The organism is Streptomyces sp. NBC_01808 (genome assembly GCF_035917395.1).
Lineage (GTDB): Bacteria > Actinomycetota > Actinomycetes > Streptomycetales > Streptomycetaceae > Streptomyces.
This window is the reverse complement of sequence record NZ_CP109072.1, coordinates 4,570,608-4,589,606: the sequence shown is the minus strand read 5'-3', so window position 1 is coordinate 4,589,606 and position 18,999 is coordinate 4,570,608. Positions and strand designations below refer to the sequence as shown.

Below are 18,999 nucleotides of genomic sequence, written 5' to 3'. Positions count from 1 at the left end.
GAATCTGGCTCAATTTCATACCTGCCGGGGGTGTCGCGTGCCGATTCATCCGGGCATGGTCGAACCGCTCGCGGAGCGGACGCGGGACCTGTACGCCGCAGCTGAGGAGCGGCTACTCGGGATCATCGCGCGGCAGCTCGCCGACGGCCTCGAAGCACCCGGTTGGGCCGAGCGGAAGCTCGCCGCCGTCCAGGCGCTCAGGCGCAGCGCGCAGTCCGTCGTCGACGAGTTGGGCCGCGCCGTCGAGCTTGAGGTGTTCAACGCGGTCGCCGAGGCGTACAACGTCGGGCACCGCGCCGCGGTCGCCGAGCTGGGCGCCCTGCCCGACGACGCCCGCCGCCTGGTCGACGAGATCACACCGCAGGCGCAGGCGGCCGACCGCCTCACCGTCGAGGCTGTCGACCGCGTCACCTCGACGCACCGCTCGATTCTGCGGGCCGTCGTCGACGGCTTCCGCGCCGTCGTCGCCGCGGTCACCGCAACGCCTCTGCTCGGACTCGGCACCCGCCGGCAGGCCACACAGGACGCCATGCGCGCGTTCGCGGACCGCGGCATCCGGGCGTTCGTCGACGGCGGCGGCCGCCGCTGGCAGCTCACCAGCTACGCAGAGATGGCCGTACGTACGGCCGTCGGGCGGGCCGCCGTTGAGGCGCACATGCGCACGCTCGGCGAGGCCGGCGTCAAGCTGGTCGTCGTCAGCGACGCGCCGCGCGAGTGCCCGCTCTGCCGCCCGTGGGAAGGCCGCGTTCTGACCCTCACGGGCCCGCCCGGACCGCACACGGTCGAGGTCGAGCACGCCGTCGACGACGGCCGCATGATCCCCGTCCGCGTGGCCGGGTCGCTCGGCGAGGCGCGCCTCGCCGGGCTCCAGCACCCCAACTGCCGGCACTCCGTATCGGCCTACACGCCCGGCATCACGCGCGTTGAGCAGGCCACCAGCGACCCGGAGGGGTACGAGGCCGGGCAGCGTCAGCGCGCCATCGAGCGGCATATCCGCCGGTACAAGCGTCTCGCCGCCGGCGCCGTCACCCCGGAGGCGAAGCGCGCCGCCAACGCCAAGGTGCGGCAGTGGCAGACCGCGATGCGCGACCACCTCGCCGCGCACCCGGACTTGCGGCGGCTGCGCCACCGCGAGCAGCTCGGGGCCGGCAACCTGCCCGAGCCGCGCCGCACCGCGCCGGCCGAGCAGGTCGAGGCCGCCCGCGTACGGTCCGGCGACGCCCTGACCCCGTCGGAGATGAGCGACGACCAGCTCGCCGCCGCCGTGCGCGCCGGCACGCTCGACGAGCGCGCCCTCGCCCGCGCCGCCGCGGAGCTGGACCGCCGCGACCGCGAGCAGCTACTCGCCGCCGTCCGCGACGGCATCACAGCGGGTGACTTGACCGCGTTCGGCGACGACCAGCTCGCCCGCGCCGTGCCCCTGCTCGACACCGAGAGTGACCTCCTGGCCGTCATGGTCGAGATGGACCGGCGCGACCTCGCCGCCCGCCTGCCCGGCGTGCTGCCCGAGCTGGCCCGGCTGTCCGACGACGACCTCGCCGCCCGCGCCCGCGACGCCGACCCCGGCACCCTGGCCATGCTCGCCGCCGAGGCGCACCGCCGCGACCTGCTGCGGGCGCTGTTCCCCGGCGGGCGCCTGCTCGACGACCTGTCGGCGGTGGCCGACGATCACCTCGCGTGGGCGATGCAGTACGCCAACGCGGGCGAACTCGACCGCATCGCCGCCGAGATGGACCGCCGCGACGCCGTCGACCTCCCGCAGCCGGCCGACAGCGGCGACGCGGTGCTCGACCTGCTCGCCGACCGCCAGGCCCTCGCCGACGCCATGGCGCCGGCGCCCGACCCCGTGGGGTGGGGCGCGTACGCCGACGATGACGTGTGGGCCGCCGCCGTCGGCGACGACCAGGCCGCGACCGCGCCGCCGGCCGAGGACGAGCAGGAGGAGCGGCGGATCACCCGCCGCGAGGCCCGCGCGCTGTACGACGAGTACGTCTACACGCAGTACCTACGGGCCGAAGAGGACTGCCGCGGCGAGCTGTTGAACCGCCGCGCGGCGGGCGAGGGCATCAACCCCCTTACGCTGTTCTCCGGGCCCGCGCGCGTCGCGCACGCGCGCGCGTCCGACGAGCTGCGCGAGTGGTGGGCCGAGCACGGCCGCATGACACAGGCCGAGTTCATCGAGAAGGCCACCGGTCAGCCGCAGCGATGGGCCGCCGGCGCCCGCAAGAACGAGTCCGACCAGCAGAACCGACGGTAAGGGGACGCGATGGGCACGCGCGAGGACATCACCCGCGCCATCACCGCCGGCCGCGAAGCCGGCGCGCGCGGCGACGACGTGCGCACGTGCCCGTACCCGCGCACGTCGACGCTGCGTACCGCGTGGATTCGCGGCTACGCCGAGCGGCGCCCGCTGGCCTCCCAGGAGGAGACCACCGGCTAACCGCACCCCCAGCACCACCACCCCGACGGGGCCCGCCAGGCGCGGGCCCCGTTTTGCATGCCCCCGCGCAGGGCGCCAGGCGCGCCCCTGCTCCGACTACGGCTCCAGGAGGGCCCCATGTCCACCCCGACCCCCGCAGCCCCGGCAGCGACCGCCCCGACGACTCCCGCGCCGCCCGCGGCCCCGACCGCGCCCGGCACCCCGACGGCGCCGGCACCGACGGCCGCCCCCGCGGCCCCCGCCGCCCCCGCGCCGGTCCCGGCGGCGCCGCCGGCCGCACCGCCCGCCGTCCCGCAGGCGCAGGACGTGGCGAGCCTGCCCGAGTGGGCGCAGACGCTCATCCGCGACACCCGTGCGGAGGCCGCCGGTTACCGCACCCGCGCCGCCGCCGCCGAGCAGGCGCAGCAGCCCCCGGCCCCCGCGCCGGCCGCACCCGCGGCGCCGACGGAGGCCCCCGAGGGCGACGTGTCGCGGCTGCCCCGATGGGCACAGGCGCAGGTGGCCGCCGGGCAGTCCGCCGCCCAGCAACTCGCCATGCAGAGCGCCGTCATCCAGGCCGCGGCCACGGCCGGCGCCGACCTGCCCGCCCTGCTCGACTCCCAGTCGGCCATGGCCGCCCTCGCGACGGTCAACCCCGCCGACGGCGCAGCCGTGCAGGCAGCCATCACCGCGGCCATGCAGGCGAACCCGCGGCTGTCCGCGCAGCCGTCCGGGCCTGCCCGGGGCGGCGTCGACTTCGGCGGCGCCGGCGGAGGCGAGGTCACCCCCGCGCAGTTCGCCGGCATGGACTACGCGGCGCGGGCCGCGCTGTACCAGTCCGACCCCGACACCTACCGGCGCCTCGCCGGTTCCTGACCGCGCCCGGCACCCGCGCCGGGCACCCCAACGCCCGGCCACCGCGCCGGAGAAAGTGAGCAGCCGCCATGGCTCAGACCACCGCAGCCCTGATGATCGTCCCCGAGGTGTGGGGCGACATGGCACAGGCCGAATTCACCGGCCGCGTGCGCGTCGCCGGATCGTCCGCCGTCATCGAGGACAGCACCCTTGAGGGTGCTCCGGGCGACACGATCCACTTTCCCAAGTGGGGCGCGCTCGGCGAGCTGGACGACCTGACCGAGACGACGGCGATGGTGCCGACGGCCATGTCGACCGACGACGCGACGGCGACCATCAAGGAGGTCGGTAAGGCCGTCGAGATCACCGACAAGGCGAGGCTGACCTCCCTGGGCGACCCGGAGGCCGAGGCGCGCCGGCAGTTCGGCGTACTCGCCGCCCGCAAGGTCGACGCCGCCCTGATCGCCCAGGCACAGGCCAACGAGACCGGGCAGGGTGGCGGCACGCCCCTGGCGTTCACCACCGCGACCGGACAGACCAAGTTCACGTGGGCGGGCGCGATGGTCCCGGCCATCGGCCAGTTCGGCGACGAGTGGGAGCCGAACGACTTCGCCGGCCTGTACATCAACTCCGCGCAGCTCGGGGAGGCCATGCTCGACCCGCAGTTCGTCGACGCCGCCAAGCTTGGCACCGGCGAGTCGGCCGCCGCCTCCGGCAGCATCGGCCGCATCGGCGGAGTGTCCGTGTTCGTCACCAACCGCATCGCCGCGGGCAAGTTCCTGCTGATGAAGACCGGCGTTCTGGGCCTGCTCTACAAGCGCCGGCCGCTGGTCGAGGACGGCCGCGACATCCTCGCCCGCTCCACCGTCGTGACCACGACCATGCACTACGCGGTCAAGCGCCTCGACGACCGCGGCGTGTGCGTCGGCACCCTCGCCACCACCTGACCAGGAAGGAGGGCGCCGCGTGCTGCTGCGCCGATACCACCAGAGCGCCGCGACCGACGAGGAGTCGGACACCGCGCCGGACGGCCCGCCCGAGGACGTCGGCACCGAGCCGGCCGCCGTCGAGGACGCCCCGCAGCCCAAGGCCGCGGGGCGTTCGCGTTCCCGCAAGACCAACAAGGAGGGGTGAACGGTGGCCCGGATCTACGCCACGCCTGAGGAGCTGTCGGCGTGGACCGGGCAGCCGGCCCCGCCGGACGCCGAGCGGCTGCTCGCCCGCGCGTCCGAGGACGTCGACGACGCCCTGATGTCCGCCGTGTACGCCACCGACGCCGCGGGCATGCCGACCGATCCGGCCGACCGCCAGGCCCTCGCCGACGCGACGTGCGCTCAGGTCGAGTACCAGCTCGCCGCCGACGACGACGGCACCGGCGCCACCGGCCGCTACGACACCGTACGGATCGGTTCCGTGGAGCTATCCGGCCGGCTCGACATCGCGCCGGCCGCCGGCACCCTCGGCCCCCGCGCGTACCGCGCACTGCGGCGCGCGGGGCTCCTGCCCGGGGTGATCTGGTGAACCTGCCCCGATGGCTCATGCCGCACCGCGTCACGGTGGAGGCGTACGAGGGCACCGGCGCGTACGGGCCCGTCTACTCCGCCCCCGTCACCGTGCGGTGCCTGCTCGACGAGCAGACCCGCATGGTCCGCTCGGCCGCGGGCGACGAGGTGACCTCGACCTCGACGGCATACGCCCCGCTGACCACCACCGCGCCGCCGAAGTCCCGCATCACGCTGCCGGACGGCCGGCGCACCACCGTGATTGCCGCGCTACGCCGCGATGCCGGCGCGCTGCCGGTTCCTGAGCATCTGGAGGTGCAGCTCACGTGACCCGTGCCCGTCTGCGGTTCACCGGCCGCGCCCAGTGGGACGGCGAGGGCCGCCGCGCCGCGGCCCGCGGCGTGCGCCTGGCGACCGAGTACGTGCTCGCCGAGTCCCGCGCTGAGGTCCCCATTGAGGAGGCCACGCTCGAACGCTCCGGTACCGCGAGCGTCGACGAGACGACCCTCACGGCCGCCGTGTCCTACGACACCCCGTACGCCGTCCGGCAGCACGAAGAGATGGACTACCGGCACGACCCGGGACGCAAGGCGAAGTACCTGGAGGACCCGCTCAACGCCTCCCGCGATGTGGTCGCGCGGATCCTCGCGGCCGAGCTGCGCAGGTGGGCCCAGTGAGCTTCACCCGCGACGTGGTCGGCGGACTCGCCGAACTCCTCGCCGCCGCCGGCGTCGGCATCTACCGGCCGACCGGCGTCTACGGCCCGGATGAGACCGGCATCACCGCCGGCGTCATGCCCGAGGCCCCCGACCGCATCGTGTGCCTGACCCCGTATCCGGTCGACGAGGGCGACCTCACGTTCGACGTGATCACCGGCATGCAGGTGCGCATCCGTGGCTCCGGCCCGGATCCCCGACCGGTCGAGGACGTCGCCGACGCCGTGCGCGACCTGCTGCACGGCCGCGAGGGCTACCAGCTCGGCAGCGTGCACGTCGCCCTGTCGTGGCGCCGGTCGCAGGCCCCGCTTGGCCAAGACGCCCAGGGCCGCGCCGAGATCGCCGCGAACTACTACCTCCGGGCCGTCCGGCCCGGCCCGAACCTGTACGAATAGGAGGCCGCGTCATGTCGACGCCCACGCCCACCCCTACGCCCGTGACCGCGCTCGCGCGACGCTGGCGCCTTGAGATCAACATGGGCACCGCCGAGACGCCCGACTGGCAGCTCTGCCCTGGCATCACCGAATTCCAGTGGACGGCCCCGCCGAACCACGAGGACTCCACCAGCTACGACACCGACGGGTGGACGGAGAACACCAAGACCTCGCAGTCCTGGGAAGTGGTCTCCACCTTCAACCGGAAGACCACGAAGGACGCGACCGCGTACTCGGCGGTGCACGAGAAGATCAGGCTTGCCGCGTTCGCCTACGACGACGCGCACGAGGTGCACCTCCGGTTCATGGACCGCAACGGCCTGCCCGAGGCGTACGAGGGCCGCGGCCTGCCCGCCTGGGAGCCGCAGGGCGGCGAGGCCACCGCGCTCGACCAGGTACAGACCACGTTCACCGGCTCCGGGCCTCTGACCCCGATCACCAACCCCCTGACCGGTGGCGGTGCCTGATGGCCACCGCCTTCGAGGCACTGGACAGCCTCCTTGACGATGCGCTGGAGCTGCCCATCAAGGGCAAGCTCTACCGCATCCCAAGCCCGTCCGGCGAGGACGGGCTCAAGGTCCAGCGCATCACGAACCTGGCCGTGCAGATGCTCGCCGGCGGCGAGAGCGTCGACACCGAAATCCTCGACGACGACCTGGAGCACGACCTGTTCCGGCTCTGTCTCGGCCCGGTCTATGACGAGCTGCTGGCCGACGGCGTCGACTGGTCGTGGATTCGCCACGCCGGGAAGACGGCGATGATGTGGATCGTCTCGGGCGTCGAGGACGCCCGCGAGTTCTGGGCGCGGGCCGGCGCCCCTTCTCAGCCGGCCCCGAACCGGGCAGCTCGCCGCGCAGCGAAGCGGACTGGATCGGCCGCGGCGAGCAAGACCCCGCGACGGGGCTCTACGAGTGGTACGAGCGGCCGGAAGGCTACCGCGAGCGCCCCCAAGGCCGCGACGACCTGACGTGGTCCGCGCTGCTGGAGGAATGGCCGCTGATCGAGGCTGACCTGCATCAGGTCTACGGCGTCGACGTCGGTACCGGCATCCTCCGCGAACGGTCGTGGCGGTGGCTGCGGCTGCGCATCCTCGGCCTGCTGTCGGCTGACTCCCGCACCGGCCGCCGCTTCGCTCCACCCCCCGCCCCCGGCACGCCGCAGCACTGACCCTGCCGCGCGCCCCGACCACCGGAACAGGGGGTGCGGCGTGGCTCTCACCGTTGGCGAGCTGGTCGGCTACATCGAGGCCGACGACTCCGGCATGCGCCGCGGCATCGCCCGCACAGAGCGGGGGATGCGCGATCTACAGCGCGACACTGACGGACGGCTGCGCGACATGCGCACGGGGTTCGTCACCGAGGGCGCGGTCATGGGCACGGCGCTGGGCGACGGCGTCACCGCCGGCGGCGAGCGGGCTACCGCGGCGCTGGTCCAAGCGGCCGGCGCCGCCCGGGAACTGGGCGACGTCGACGAACCCCTACGGCGCAGCCTCACCCGCGCCTCCGCCGACGTGGCGCGGTTCGAGCGCGACGCCGGCGGCCGGCTGCGGGATTCCCGCGGCCGATTCGTCGCCGAGGGCTCCGCCTCCGGGCGGGGGTGGAGTAGTCGGCTCATGCGGGGGATGGGCTCCGGGCTGGCATCCGCCGGTGAATCGCTCATGTCCGTTGCGTCCGGCCCGTTGTTCAAGGGCGCGGGTGCCGCCGCGGCGTCGGCGTTCATCGGCGCGTTTGCTGCCATCGGCACGGGGCTGGCCGGCGGGCTCGGCGTGATCGGCCTGTCGTATGCGCTGGTCAAGGACGAACCGAAGGTCAAGAAGGCCGCCGGGCGCTTGGCCGACACCGCGAAGGAGACGTTCAAGTCCGCGGCTAAGCCCATGGTCGAGCCGATCGCCGACGCGGTCGGCGACGTCGAGCAGACCGTCAAGGATCTCGCCCCGGAGATCCGCCGTTCTTTCAAGATCGTTGCCGACAGCGGCATCACCGAGAATCTGACGTCCGGCGTCGACCGCATGGCCAAGAACATGCTTCCGGGCTTCAACTCGATGTTGGAGGACGTCCAACCGGTCTTCGAGGGGTTCGAGGAACTGCTCGCCGACGTCGGCACCGGCATGGGTTCGTTCTTCGAGTCCATGGGCGGCGCCGCCCCGCAGACCAAGCAAGTCCTCATGGACATCGGAACCCTGCTGAAAGGCATTCTGACCTGGGCGGGAATCTATTTCGGCGCCATGTCGCGGCTGTACGGCGTGATCCGCGGCTTCGTCGTCGGCGTGATCAACGTCTTCAAGTGGCTGTACGGCGTCGTCGCCGGGGGGTCCATCCCGGACCTGGTCAACACGGTGGTGCGGTGGCTGGTGTCGCTGCCGGGTCGTGTCCTGGGCGCGCTCTCCGGATTCGCCGGCGCGGTCGCCGGACGCTTCACCGCCATGGGCGGTCGCGTCGTCTCCACCACCCGCGGCGCGGTCTCCGACGTCGTCGGGTTCTTCCGCGGCCTGCCAGGGCGCGCGGCCTCGGCCGCCGGGTCGTTGGCCGGCCGAATCGGGAAGGTCGCGACGTCGGCCGGCGTCCGCTTCGTCGGCACGATCCGCCGTCACGGCAACAACGCCATCGGCTTCGTGCGCGGCCTGCCGGGGCGCGCCAGCTCGGCGGCAAGTGCCCTGCCCGGAGTCCTCGGCACGCTCGCCGGCCGCGCCGGCGGCCGGCTGGTCTCGGGGCTGCGGGACAAGTTCGCCGACGCGGTCGACGTCGCGGAACGGCTCCCGGGCCGCGTCCGCGACGGTGTCGGCGCGGTCGGCTCCCTGCTCTACGAAAAGGGCAAGGACATCGCCCGCGGCCTGTGGAACGGCATCGAATCCATGGGCGGCTGGCTGGCCGACAAGCTCGGCGGGTGGGCGTCCAGCGTCGTGCCGGGCCCCATCGCTGACGCGCTGGGCATCGCCTCGCCGTCCAAGGTGACCGCGGCGCAAGGCCGTTGGATCGCCCGCGGCCTGGTCGTGGGTCTGACCGGTAGCCGTAAGCAGGTCGCCGGTGCCGCGCGCCGGCTGGCTGACATCGTCCGTGACACCCTCGCTCCGGGCCGGCGCCGCTCCGGCGCGCTGGACCGCATCCGGCGCGATACGAGGGACTTGACGCGGCTGGCCGCCCGGCAAGCGGCGGTCGCCGACAGGCTCGCACGGTCCGAGAAGCGCCTGTCTGACCTGCGCCGGTCCCGCGCGCAGCTCTCCTCCACGGTGCGCGGCGCGGTGATGTCGGGCGGGGAGATCACCGGCGACAGTGACGCCGGCCCGGTCACCGCGTCCGCCATCCTGTCGCAGCTCCGCGGAGACGCGGGCGCCGCGGAGAAGTTCCGCCGGGATCTCGTGCGGCTCCGCGCGGCGGGCGTCCGCGGGGATCTGGTCTCCCAGCTCGCACAGGCGGGTGTCGACGGCGGCGGCGCCCAGGCCGCCGCGCTGGCACGGGCCACCCCGGCGCAGATTCGGCAGATCAACCAGCAGCAGAAGCTGCTCAAGTCGGCCGCTGACCGTACCGGGTTGGTGGCCGGACGGGCGATGTACGGCTCCGGTATCGAGGCCGCCCGCGGCCTGGTCCGCGGGCTGCGCTCGCAGGATCGGGCCATTGAGCGGCAAATGCTGTCCATCGCCCGCGCGATGCGCCGATCGATCCGCCGGGCACTGGGCATCCACTCGCCGTCACGGGTCATGGCGCGCGACGTCGGCCGGCACATCCCCGCCGGTCTCGTGCGCGGCATCGACAGCGGCCGGTCGGCGGTCGAGGGCGCCATGTCCTCGCTCGCCACCGTGCCCACCCCCACCACCGCAGGCACCGGCAGCACGCGCAGTGCGGCCGGCGCTTCACCGTCGGCCGGCGGCCTGGTGCGCGTCGTCATCGACGTGACCGGCTCTGACCGGGACCTGGTCCAGATGATCAAACGCCGGGTGCGGGTCGACGGCGGCGGCGTCGTGCAGGTGGCCCTTGGAACGCGATAGAGAGGAGCGGTCGTCATGCCGCGTACGCGACTTGAGATGCGCGTAGGTACGGAATGGGTACCGATCACAGAGGACGCCTACACCCGCGACCCCATCACGATCACCCGCGGCTCACAGTCCGAAGGACAGCCCGGCCCGTCCGAGTGCCGCCTCACCCTCAACAACAAGGACGGCAGGTTCTCACCGCGGAACCCCCGCTCGCCCTACTTCGGACTCATCGGCCGCAACACCCCCGTGCGGCTGTGGGTGCAGGGGCCGGGCCCGTACCTGTGGGTGGGGGGCGCGGGGGATCGGGCGCACGTGGCGGCCGGCCCGGAGCTGGCCGTCGCCGGGGACCTCGATCTGAGGGTCGAGGTCGCGCTCGACCGGCTGCCCAACCGATCCGGCGTGAACGCGCCGCAGGTGACAGAGCTGATGAGCCGCTGGGACGCGAACGGGCGTATGTGGGCCCTTCAGTTGGACAACTACGGCCGCCCGGGGCTGGCGTGGTCGCAGACCGGGTCAGACGTCGGCGAGGGCATCGCCACGGCCCCGCTGCCGTACGCCGCGGGGACGCGGTTCGCGCTGCGGGCCGTGCTCGACGTCGACAACGGCGCCGGCGGGCACGCGGTGACCTTCTACACCGCCCCCAGCCTGGCCGGACCGTGGCAGCAGCTCGGCGAGGTCCGCACGGGCGCCGGCACCACCGGTATCAACACCACCGGCGCGGTTCTGCTGGAGCTGGGGGATTCCAGCGCTCTGGGCGTCGCGCCGGGCGCCGGCCGCTGGTACCGGGCCCAGGTCCTCAACGGCATTGACGGCCCGGCCGTCGCTGCCGCGGACTTCACGACTCTGCCGCCCGGCACGCGCAGCTTCACCGACGCCGCGGGCCGCGACTGGCAGCTCGACGGCGCGGCCGAGGTGACCGACTTCTACCGGCGCTACGTCGGCGAGGCCGCGTCGTGGCCGTCGCGCTGGGCCACGTCCGGCACGGACGTATGGGTGCCGCTGGAAGTCGCCGGCGTGCTGCGCCGACTCGGCCAGGGCAACAAGCCGGTGCAGAGCACGTTGCGCCGGTTCATCCCCTCCCATGACGGACTGCTGGCGTACTGGCCCATGGAGGACGGGCCGACCGCCACGCGCGCAGCCTCCGCGATGGACGGCGGCACCCCGCTGACCGCGTCCGGCATCACCTTCGCCGCGGCCGAGGATCTGCCGTCGTCTGCGGCGCTGCCCACCCTCGGCGACGCCGCGCGGATACGGGCCCCGCTGCCCCGGCTGCCCGCCGACGCGACCGGATGGCGGGTCGAGTGCGTCTACCGCCTCGACGCCATCCCCACCGGCACACAGAAGCCCATGCTTGCCGTCACCACCACCGGCGGGGGCATCTCCCGTGTCATCGGCTCGTACTCGGCCGCAGGGCTCCAGATCGAGGTGTACGACGACGACGGCGCCCTCGCCGGCGGCTTCAACTCGACGGATCCGGCGATCCTGGCCGCCGGCGCACAGGGCTGGTCCCGCCTGATCATGCGCGCCAGGCCCGGCGGACTCGGCACCGAATACTGGATCATCGTCTCCCCCATCGGGCAGAACTCGCAGCTAGGTGTGTTCCACAGCCGGCCCACCCTCACCCGCCCCACGCGCATCGATACCGCGTGGGGGTCGGCTCTGGCCGGGATGCCGCTGGGCCACATCACCTACACCGCCGCGCCGGACAGCAGCGTCCTGGGCGGCGGCGAGGGCGCAGCGGACGCGGCGTACCACGGCGAGACGACCACGGCCCGTATCCGACGCTTCGCCCGCGAGGAAAACCTCCCGATCAGCCCCACCGGCGGGCCGGCGGACGGCACCCCCATGGGCCCCCAGCGCATCGCCGCCGCAATGGAGGTGATCCAGGACGCGGCCGACGTCGACGGCGGCACGCTGGCCGAACTGCGCGACGTCCTCGGCTTGCAGTACCGCACCCGCCGCACCCTCTACAACCAGCCCGCGGCCCTGGTCCTCGACTACCGCGCCGGCGACATCGCCCCGCCGCTCGAACCGGTTGACGACGATCAGCACGTGCGCAACGACCGCACCGTCACGCGCACGGACGGCGGTTCCGGCCGCGCGGTGCTGGAGTCTGGCCCGCTGTCGACCGCGCCGCCGCCGGCAGGCGTGGGCGTCTACGACGACAGCGTCACTCTCAATCTGGCCACCGACGATCAGACCGACGAACACGCCTGGTGGCGGCTGCACCTGGGCACGTGGGATGAGGCCCGATACTCCACGGTGACGCTCCGGCTGCACACCGCTCCGCGCCTCATTCCAGGCGTGCTGTCGCTGGACGTCGGCGATGTCGTCGAGATCAGGAATCTCCCCGAGTGGATGCCGCCCGGCCCGGTCCGGCTGATCGTGGAGGGCTACTCCGAGACCGTGCTCCCGCACACGTGGGAGATCGCCCTCACCTGTACGCCGGCGGGCCCGTGGACCGTCGCCACCCTCGACCCGGCCGCGCTCGGCCACATCGACGGCGACACCAGCACCCTCGCCGGCGCGGTCGCCGAGGACGCCACCGCCGTGCCGATCGCCACCAGCGCCGGCCCGCTGTGGTCCGTCGTCGACGGTCCGTTCGACGTGACCGCCGGCGGCGAGGTCATGACCGTGACCGCACTGGCCGGCAGCAGCTCGCCGCAGACAGCCACCGTCGTACGGGCCGTCAACGGCATCCGCAAACCTCATCCTCCGGGCACCGCCGTGCGCCTGGCACAGCCGGCCGTCGTCGCCCTCTGACCCTCTGGAGACACACCCCGTGGTCAACATCGTGCAACCCGGCCAACAGCTCACCGCCGCCCGCCTGAACGCGGGCTTCATCGTCGGCATGCTCCTGTTCCGTGCCACCCGGGACACCGCGCAGAACATCACCAGCGGGAACAACCCGCTCGGCGCAAACGCCCTCGCCTGGGAAACCATCGAGGTCGACGACCTCGGCGGGTGGGCATCCGCAGCCCCCACCCGTTACACCGCCCGCCTCGCCGGCTGGTACGAGCTGTCCGGCGATGTGGGGTTCGAGAGCAGCACCGCCGGCAGCGTCCGCGGAGTCGCCTGGTACCTCAACGGCTCCTTGATGCAGGCCGGGCACGGGTCCCGTGTCACCGCGACGCCTACGGCCCTTGCCGCGGTTGTCGCTGCCCGCACAGTCAATCTCCCCCTGAACCCGGGTGATTACGTCGAGCTGGTCCCCGTCCAGAACGCGGGCGCCGCTCTCGCCACCACCACCGGCGGCGGGCGCCCCTCCATGAACGTCACTTACAAGCGGCCCTTGACCGGGCCCGGCGGCGCCGTCCTCGCCGCCCCGGCCGCCGCCGGCCGGCCGCTGACGGCCGACACGCAAAAGCAACTCGGCTGACGCCGCCCCTGCCCCTTCCTCGCCCCCGGCACCGCGCCGCGGGGCGTTTCTCATGTCTGGAGACCCCGTGTCCGTCGAGATCATCAGCCGCGCCAAGTGGGGCGCCCGCCCCTGGCAGGGCACCCCATACTCCGTCGCCCTCTCCGAGCGAAGGTCGTTCTTCGTCCACTACCACGGGGACCCGCCGGCGCACGCGACCGGCAAGGCAGTGCCGAAGGACGTCGAGCGCATCCACCTCGGCAACGGCTGGTCCGGCGTCGGCTACAACTTCATGGTCGACCAGAACGGCGCCATCTACGAGGGCCGCGGCTGGGGCCTGGTCGGCGCACACTGCCCCGGCCACAACCGCACCGGCATCGGCGTCTACGTCGCGATCGGCGGCTCCCAGAAGCCGAGCGACGCGGCGCTGCGGTCCGTGCGGGACCTGTACGACGAGGCGTGCCGGCGGACCGACCGCACCCTCGCCAAGCGCGGGCACAAGGACGGATATCCGACGGCGTGCCCCGGCGGCTCCCTGTACGCATGGGTGAAGGCGGGCATGCCCGCCAAGGGCACCCCGCCGGGCAAGGGCAAGCCGGAGGCGAAGGTGGTCGACCTGTCGCGCCTGATCTCCGCGGCCCGCCAGGACCCGCCGAAGGCCGGTACCCCGGTCTCGTACGCCGGCGCCCGCATCGTGGAGAAGGCACTCGCCGCCGAGGGCCTGCTCGCCGCGCGGTACGTCGACGGTCACTTCGGCTCGCAGACCGTCACCGCGTACCGCCGGTGGCAGCAGCGGTGCGGCTACTCCGGCGCCGCCGCCGACGGCATCCCCGGCATCGCCTCTCTGCGCTCCCTCGGCCGCGCGCACGGGTTCACCGTCACCCCCTGACACCCCCTCGCGCCCGCCCGCCGGCCACCGCGCCGCCGGGCGGGCACGCACACGAACAGGAGCACCACCCATGAGCCCGAAGAACCGCCGCGCCGTCCGTACCGCGCTCCAGACGTTCGCCGCGGTCGTCGCGATCGTGCCCGCGCTCGCCGCGGTCGTGGCCGACTCCGACGCCCTCGCCGCCGCTGCGCCGTGGGCCATCACCGCCGCCGCGACGGCCGCGGGCGTCGCCGGCGTCGTCGCCCGCTTCATGTCCGCGCCCGCGTTCGAGTCTCTGCTCGACCGGTTCGGCCTCGGCCTGGTCGACGAGGAGAAGCCCAGCCCGTGACGACCCATCCCTCGCCCTCCGACCCGGCCGCCGTCGCGCTGGAGCTGGAGCGGCTACGCCGGTCCGTCGAGGTGGGGTTCGCCCGCGCCGACGGATCGCTCGCCCTGCTCGTACAGCGCAGCGACGCCACCGAACGGCAGCTCGCCGAGCTGGCCGGCCGCCTCGACACCGTCGACAGCCGCCTCGACACCGTCGAGCGCGGCGAGACCGAACGCCAGAAGCGCGACACGGCCCGCCTCGACGCCGTCGAACGCCGCATGTGGCCGCTTCCGTCCGTGGCCGCCCTGGTCGCCGCGTGCGGCCTCGCCCTCACCCTGTGGCAGCTCGCCACCAGGTAGCAGCAACGCCCCCTGTCCTGGCCACACGGCCGGGGCAGGGGGCGTTTCGTCATGCCCGCCCGCGCACGCGCTACGTGCTCAGTAGATAGCCGAAGTCGTCCAGGACTTCCCGGACTTCCGGCACGTCCTGGTGCCCTTCGAGGCGCCGCAGGACGGCACGGGAGCGGTCAGCCGCCCGTTCGCTGGCGATGTCGGCAGACAGAGCGAGAACCTGCCGGGCCTCGACGGCGGCCTGCTCAGGCTCGTTTGCGTCGACCAGCGCGACCGCGAGCCACGATCGGTACAGGGCGAGTTCGCGGGTGTGGGTGGCGTGGTAGCGGGTGAGTACGTCGGTGAGCAGCGGCACGGCCCGAAGTGGCCGGCGCAGCTCGGTGAACACGCGCGCGTCCATGACCTCCAGCTCTTCCCGGCTCACCCAGTAGGCCCACGACGGAGCGCCGTCGTCCTCGGCGGCCGAAAGCGCGTCGTGCGCGTCGCCGAGCGCCCGCAGGGCCGGCTGTGCCTCCCCTGCCCGGGTGTGGGCCCACGCGATGCGGTCGTAGAACAGCGCGCGCGTCTTGGCGGGTGCGCCGGGCCCGGCCTCCTCAAGGGCGGCCTGCGCCAGGGCGACGCCGTCGTGCTCCCGACCGGTGTTCGCGTGCTGGTACGCCAGGCTGCCGGCGAGGTTGCCGAGTAGGGGGCCGTCCCCGGCCTGGCGGGCGGCAGAGATGCCCAAGGCGTATGTGCGCGCGGCCTCGTCGTACCGGCCGGCGTCGCTGGCGATCCATCCAGTGATCTGGGCAAGCTCGCCGATCTGGACCAGCAACTCGCGGCGGACGTCTTCGCTGTAGGTGCTCTCGCGGTACAACTGCACCGCGGCGCGCAGTTCGCGGAAGGCGGGGGCGAGTAAGTCCCCCCCGGCGAGCACGTCGTCGGCGAGCCTGAGTCCGTGCACGCGGCCAGCGAGACCGGCGACGTCAGCTCGGCCGAGGTGCCGTCCGCAGCGGGCCACAAGCGGCGTCAGGGCGTCGTCTGGGGGCAGCAACTCAGCGAGGACGACGGCGGGCCCCGGAGGCGGGGTGTCGGTCTCGCCGCGGGCATACGCCGCGCCGCGCTCCATCTCGCCCCGCGGCACGCCGAGGGTCTGCGCCAGCGGCGCCAGCCACGCATCCGGTACGCGCCCGCCGCGCTCCCAGCGTGAGACCTCGTTCCGGGTCACGGAGGAGACCCCCGCGGCGAGGCAGAGCTGCGCGGCGACCTGACGCTGACTCAGGCGGGCAGCATGGCGCAGCCGCGCCATGTAGGCGCCGAACTGCTGCCGCCGCTCTCTGCTCACGCTGGCCCCTCCTTCCTTCAGTCTGGCCCCTCCCTGGCCCCCCGTGTGGCTCCTCCCCACGAACGGAGCCACCGATTCGATGAACAGCAGACCCCCGCGACCGCGCGAACGGCCCGGGGGCGTGGCCAACGCTACGAAGGAGCGTCGACATGCGCGAGCCTAGTCCGCCCGTGGTCGAGAAGGAGCCCGCCCGCCCGCTACTGACGCTGCGCGTATCCCGCGACAGTGGCAGGACGTGGGGGGCGGAGAAGCGCTTCTACGACCGGGACTGCACCCCCCCTCTGCTCAACGGCGTCTACCCGCCCTGCCGGTGCCCCCGCTGCCGCGGAGGGAAGTCGTGACCGCCGCCGAGCCGTTCAACTCGCGGCCGGCCACCGCGAGCCTCGGGGAGGCGCCGGACTGGCGCGGCTACCCCGCGACCGCCCCGAAGGGCGCCCCGGTGCGCTACTGCACCCACTGCGGTGAACTCGGCACCGACGAGCGCCCCGTCGAGTCCGTCGGCGAGGCGGGCGAATCCGGCGGAGGGTCCATGGTCTTCGCGCACCCGGGCTGCGGGCCGAAGCCCCGCCCCGCGTCCCCGTCGAGGAGGGAAGCGCACATGACGGACGAGCCAACCCCATGACGCCCGTGCCCGGGGGCGGGAGGTCGCTCTGGAGCCCCCGGGCGCGGGTCGCCCGCCCGGACCCCGCGGGCGCGCGCCAGACGTCCGCCGCCGGCACGGCGGGCGGTCCCCATCGGCCCCGGCCGTGTCTCCCCCGGCACGGCCGGGGCACCCAAGCAGCCCCGACGACGAGCTGCTTGCCGACGTCGCCCGCAGCCCCCAACCACTGGAGAACAAATGTCCTGTTGTGGCCAGCCGATGGTGAAATCGCAGAACGGCCAGACGTACACGTGCCTGTATTGCTGGAACGAGGTACCCGCCCCCGGATAGGCCGAGCCGCACCCGGCGGACTCCCCGGCCCCGGTCGCGGTGCCACCTCCATGACTCCGCTCCGGCCGCCTAACCGCCGCCCTCGCCGCCGGAAACGTCGGCGCGGAGCGGAGGGCGGCCCGGAGCGGGCCACCCGCCGCCCACCCGCCGCCCGGCAAGGCGCGGCATCGTCCTGTCCACCCAACCGAGGGGGAAGTGTGACCACCTACCCGGTATCGCCGAACACCGTCCTTGCCAACGCGCTTTCACACGCTCAGGACGTGCTGACACCTCACGTCCTCGGCTGCACCCCCGAGCGGATCGTGTTCGGTGTCGGGACGCAGATCAACGGGGCGCCGCACATCGGGACGTCGCTCGTCCAGTCCCTCACCTTCGCCACGGCAGCACGGGTCCGCGGCAAGTTCGGCGTGCCGGTCGAGGTGCGGTTCGCCGCGCTGGACAACGCCCCGCACACCATCGTCACGGACCCCTCGACCGGTCACCGGTACATGCGCACCTACGCGCACGCGCTCGGCGAACAGGCCATCGCCGAGCAGATCGACACCCTGTACCGGCCCTTATTCGCCGCGCTCTCTGAGCGCCTGGCCGTGCCGTACGCCGTCGAGACATACAGCGAGCAGCAGGCCACCGAGCACTACCGGCGCACGTGGCTGCGCGTCCTGCCCCGCATGGACGCGGCCCGCTGGTGGCTCGCCCCCTCGGCCGGCGTCGCTCACCTCCGCGTGCCGTGCCCCGCATCGGGGTGCGGCTGGTCCGAGAAGTACGCCCAGCGCACCCACGTACGCGACAGCAGCCGCGACCGCGCCACCGTCACGGCCGAGTGCCTGCATCACGGCGAGTACGAGGTCACCATCGCTCCGGACACCGGCGACGGATACCTCGACCTCGCCACCCTCTACCGGAACCTCGTGAAAGAGCTGTCCCTCGGCGACAAGTACAGCGGCACGCTGTACGTGATGGTCAAGGGCGGCGACTGGGTGTTCGGCTCGCAGCTCGTCGACGGCGCCCTACAGGCCGTCGGCCTCGCCCCGCAGCAGCTCCCCGCCCGCCTGTTCTGCCCCCAAGTCGTCACAGACACCGGCGCGAAGCTGTCCAAGTCCCTCATTCGGGAAGGGCGTGCGCCCTTGCCGGACGGGGCCGCTCCCTGGATGCTCGACACCCGAGAGTGGCCCGGCACGGTAGACGACTACGTCGAGCGCCTGCTCGGCATGACCGAGATCGTGCTCTCAGACCCAAGGCACTTCTTCCGTTCGTACTCGGCCGGCGAAGTCGGCCGGATGATGACCGCACCAACAAGGAGCGTTCCCGCACCATGACCGGAACCACAGCTCGCGTTCACGAGCTGAACCTCTACCGTCGGTATTTCGATCTCGTCGCCGCAGGCAAGAAGTCGACCGAGGTACGGGTCAAGTACCCGCGTCTCGCCGACCTCGCCGCGGGCGACGTGATCCGGTTCCGGATCAAGGGCACCGAGGAAACCGTCGACGTCCGTGTACTCCGCGTCAACGAGTACCCGACCTTCGAGGCCCTGCTCGACGGCGAGGGCCCGGAGAACGTCAACCCGACTGCCTCACGTGAGCAGCAGCTCGCGAACATCCGGAGTATCTACGGCCCCGAGAAGGAAGCACTCGGCGCCCTCGCCATCGGCATCGAACTCATCCCTACCTGAGCACCGCGGGCCCCGCACGACGGGCAGGACCCGGAGCAGCACGGCGACGGCCCCGGCGTCCCTCACGGGATGCCGGGGCCGTTGCTGTCCTTTGTGCGCGGTGTCGTCCGTCACCACGTGGCACGTATTCGAGTCTAAGGCAGGTTGCCCCGACACCCGCACGGCCGGAGCGTGGCCCGGATCACGTCCCGGCCTCCGGCCGGGGCGGCGGGGGCGCGGCGCCGGTGACGTTCGGTTCCGGCGCCCGCACCAGGGGCGTACGGGAACGAAAGGCC

22 protein-coding genes are annotated in these 18,999 nt (G+C 73.3%); 21 read left to right on the top strand and 1 reads right to left on the bottom strand.

The features are described 5' to 3' along the window. The first annotated feature begins 55 nt into the window (after positions 1–55). The 17 genes from OG946_RS20180 to OG946_RS20100 all read left to right on the top strand — a co-directional run bounded on the left by OG946_RS20180 (position 56) and on the right by OG946_RS20100 (position 14,809). On the top strand, positions 56–2,257 hold the full coding sequence (locus tag OG946_RS20180; protein WP_326797453.1) for a phage minor capsid protein: 2,202 nt from the start codon (positions 56–58) through the stop codon (positions 2,255–2,257). Between the two features lie 9 nt (positions 2,258–2,266). Next, positions 2,267–2,440 carry an Rmf/CrpP fold protein gene (locus tag OG946_RS20175; protein ID WP_326797452.1) on the top strand — a complete coding sequence of 58 codons (174 nt, stop codon included), beginning with the start codon at positions 2,267–2,269 and terminating at the stop codon, positions 2,438–2,440. 117 nt (positions 2,441–2,557) lie between these two features. Beyond that, positions 2,558–3,295 (top strand): hypothetical protein, encoded by a 738-nt coding sequence (locus OG946_RS20170; protein ID WP_326797451.1) that lies wholly within the window; start codon positions 2,558–2,560, stop codon positions 3,293–3,295. Positions 3,296–3,363: 68 nt separating this feature from the next. Continuing rightward, complete coding sequence (locus tag OG946_RS20165; protein ID WP_326797450.1) at positions 3,364–4,221, top strand: phage major capsid protein; 858 nt, start codon at positions 3,364–3,366, stop codon at positions 4,219–4,221. 19 nt (positions 4,222–4,240) lie between these two features. After that, complete coding sequence (locus OG946_RS20160) at positions 4,241–4,408, top strand: hypothetical protein (protein WP_326797449.1); 168 nt, start codon at positions 4,241–4,243, stop codon at positions 4,406–4,408. Between the two features lie 3 nt (positions 4,409–4,411). Then, positions 4,412–4,795 carry a hypothetical protein gene (locus tag OG946_RS20155; RefSeq protein ID WP_326797448.1) on the top strand — a complete coding sequence of 128 codons (384 nt, stop codon included), beginning with the start codon at positions 4,412–4,414 and terminating at the stop codon, positions 4,793–4,795. After that, the gene (locus tag OG946_RS20150) at positions 4,792–5,106 is read left to right on the top strand and encodes a hypothetical protein (RefSeq protein WP_326797447.1); all 315 of its coding nucleotides are present in this window, start codon (positions 4,792–4,794) and stop codon (positions 5,104–5,106) included. The genes OG946_RS20155 and OG946_RS20150 overlap by 4 nt, the downstream gene beginning before the upstream one ends. Beyond that, positions 5,103–5,453: a hypothetical protein gene (locus OG946_RS20145; RefSeq protein ID WP_326797446.1), complete on the top strand. Its 351-nt coding sequence runs from the start codon at positions 5,103–5,105 to the stop codon at positions 5,451–5,453. The genes OG946_RS20150 and OG946_RS20145 overlap by 4 nt, the downstream gene beginning before the upstream one ends. Further along, positions 5,450–5,887 carry a minor capsid protein gene (locus OG946_RS20140; protein ID WP_326797445.1) on the top strand — a complete coding sequence of 146 codons (438 nt, stop codon included), beginning with the start codon at positions 5,450–5,452 and terminating at the stop codon, positions 5,885–5,887. The genes OG946_RS20145 and OG946_RS20140 overlap by 4 nt, the downstream gene beginning before the upstream one ends. A gap of 11 nt (positions 5,888–5,898) precedes the next feature. Beyond that, entirely contained in the window at positions 5,899–6,393 is a 495-nt protein-coding gene (locus OG946_RS20135) for a phage tail tube protein (RefSeq protein WP_326797444.1), read from the top strand. Further along, complete coding sequence (locus tag OG946_RS20130; RefSeq protein ID WP_326797443.1) at positions 6,393–6,893, top strand: DUF7426 family protein; 501 nt, start codon at positions 6,393–6,395, stop codon at positions 6,891–6,893. Before OG946_RS20135 ends, OG946_RS20130 begins: the two co-directional genes overlap by 1 nt. 654 nt (positions 6,894–7,547) lie before the next feature. Further along, the gene (locus tag OG946_RS20125) at positions 7,548–9,908 is read left to right on the top strand and encodes a phage tail protein (protein ID WP_326797442.1); all 2,361 of its coding nucleotides are present in this window, start codon (positions 7,548–7,550) and stop codon (positions 9,906–9,908) included. A gap of 15 nt (positions 9,909–9,923) precedes the next feature. Continuing rightward, positions 9,924–12,659 carry a hypothetical protein gene (locus OG946_RS20120; protein ID WP_326797441.1) on the top strand — a complete coding sequence of 912 codons (2,736 nt, stop codon included), beginning with the start codon at positions 9,924–9,926 and terminating at the stop codon, positions 12,657–12,659. 19 nt (positions 12,660–12,678) lie between these two features. Further along, positions 12,679–13,275, top strand: coding sequence for a hypothetical protein (locus OG946_RS20115; protein WP_326797440.1), 597 nt, complete (start codon positions 12,679–12,681; stop codon positions 13,273–13,275). A gap of 67 nt (positions 13,276–13,342) precedes the next feature. Further along, positions 13,343–14,143, top strand: coding sequence for an N-acetylmuramoyl-L-alanine amidase (locus tag OG946_RS20110; protein ID WP_326797439.1), 801 nt, complete (start codon positions 13,343–13,345; stop codon positions 14,141–14,143). A gap of 70 nt (positions 14,144–14,213) precedes the next feature. After that, complete coding sequence (locus OG946_RS20105) at positions 14,214–14,471, top strand: hypothetical protein (protein ID WP_326797438.1); 258 nt, start codon at positions 14,214–14,216, stop codon at positions 14,469–14,471. Beyond that, positions 14,468–14,809, top strand: a complete 342-nt coding sequence (locus OG946_RS20100; RefSeq protein ID WP_326797437.1) for a hypothetical protein — start codon at positions 14,468–14,470, stop codon at positions 14,807–14,809. The genes OG946_RS20105 and OG946_RS20100 overlap by 4 nt, the downstream gene beginning before the upstream one ends. 70 nt (positions 14,810–14,879) lie before the next feature. Here the strand turns inward: OG946_RS20100 and OG946_RS20095 are convergent, their stop codons facing one another. Further along, positions 14,880–16,124 carry a helix-turn-helix domain-containing protein gene (locus OG946_RS20095; protein WP_326797436.1) on the bottom strand — a complete coding sequence of 415 codons (1,245 nt, stop codon included), beginning with the start codon at positions 16,122–16,124 and terminating at the stop codon, positions 14,880–14,882. A gap of 149 nt (positions 16,125–16,273) precedes the next feature. On the opposite strand from OG946_RS20095, the gene OG946_RS20090 reads away from it, so the two are divergent. The 4 genes from OG946_RS20090 to OG946_RS20075 all read left to right on the top strand — a co-directional run bounded on the left by OG946_RS20090 (position 16,274) and on the right by OG946_RS20075 (position 18,724). Further along, the gene (locus OG946_RS20090) at positions 16,274–16,465 is read left to right on the top strand and encodes a hypothetical protein (protein ID WP_326797435.1); all 192 of its coding nucleotides are present in this window, start codon (positions 16,274–16,276) and stop codon (positions 16,463–16,465) included. Continuing rightward, on the top strand, positions 16,462–16,746 hold the full coding sequence (locus OG946_RS20085; protein ID WP_326797434.1) for a hypothetical protein: 285 nt from the start codon (positions 16,462–16,464) through the stop codon (positions 16,744–16,746). Before OG946_RS20090 ends, OG946_RS20085 begins: the two co-directional genes overlap by 4 nt. A 506-nt stretch (positions 16,747–17,252) precedes the next feature. Further along, positions 17,253–18,371 carry a hypothetical protein gene (locus tag OG946_RS20080; RefSeq protein WP_326797433.1) on the top strand — a complete coding sequence of 373 codons (1,119 nt, stop codon included), beginning with the start codon at positions 17,253–17,255 and terminating at the stop codon, positions 18,369–18,371. Further along, positions 18,368–18,724, top strand: a complete 357-nt coding sequence (locus OG946_RS20075; RefSeq protein ID WP_326797432.1) for an ASCH domain-containing protein — start codon at positions 18,368–18,370, stop codon at positions 18,722–18,724. The genes OG946_RS20080 and OG946_RS20075 overlap by 4 nt, the downstream gene beginning before the upstream one ends. Positions 18,725–18,999 lie beyond the last annotated feature (275 nt).

What these genes read in the sequence shown, in the direction of transcription:
- OG946_RS20180 (WP_326797453.1), top strand. Translation starts at nt 56, where the DNA reads ATGGTCGAACCGCTCGCGGAGCGGACGCGGGACCTGTACGCCGCAGCT.
- OG946_RS20175 (WP_326797452.1), top strand. Translation starts at nt 2,267, where the DNA reads ATGGGCACGCGCGAGGACATCACCCGCGCCATCACCGCCGGCCGCGAA.
- OG946_RS20170 (WP_326797451.1), top strand. Translation starts at nt 2,558, where the DNA reads ATGTCCACCCCGACCCCCGCAGCCCCGGCAGCGACCGCCCCGACGACT.
- OG946_RS20165 (WP_326797450.1), top strand. Translation starts at nt 3,364, where the DNA reads ATGGCTCAGACCACCGCAGCCCTGATGATCGTCCCCGAGGTGTGGGGC.
- OG946_RS20135 (WP_326797444.1), top strand. Translation starts at nt 5,899, where the DNA reads ATGTCGACGCCCACGCCCACCCCTACGCCCGTGACCGCGCTCGCGCGA.
- OG946_RS20130 (WP_326797443.1), top strand. Translation starts at nt 6,393, where the DNA reads ATGGCCACCGCCTTCGAGGCACTGGACAGCCTCCTTGACGATGCGCTG.
- OG946_RS20125 (WP_326797442.1), top strand. Translation starts at nt 7,548, where the DNA reads ATGGGCTCCGGGCTGGCATCCGCCGGTGAATCGCTCATGTCCGTTGCG.
- OG946_RS20120 (WP_326797441.1), top strand. Translation starts at nt 9,924, where the DNA reads ATGCCGCGTACGCGACTTGAGATGCGCGTAGGTACGGAATGGGTACCG.
- OG946_RS20105 (WP_326797438.1), top strand. Translation starts at nt 14,214, where the DNA reads ATGAGCCCGAAGAACCGCCGCGCCGTCCGTACCGCGCTCCAGACGTTC.
- OG946_RS20090 (WP_326797435.1), top strand. Translation starts at nt 16,274, where the DNA reads ATGCGCGAGCCTAGTCCGCCCGTGGTCGAGAAGGAGCCCGCCCGCCCG.
- OG946_RS20075 (WP_326797432.1), top strand. Translation starts at nt 18,368, where the DNA reads ATGACCGGAACCACAGCTCGCGTTCACGAGCTGAACCTCTACCGTCGG.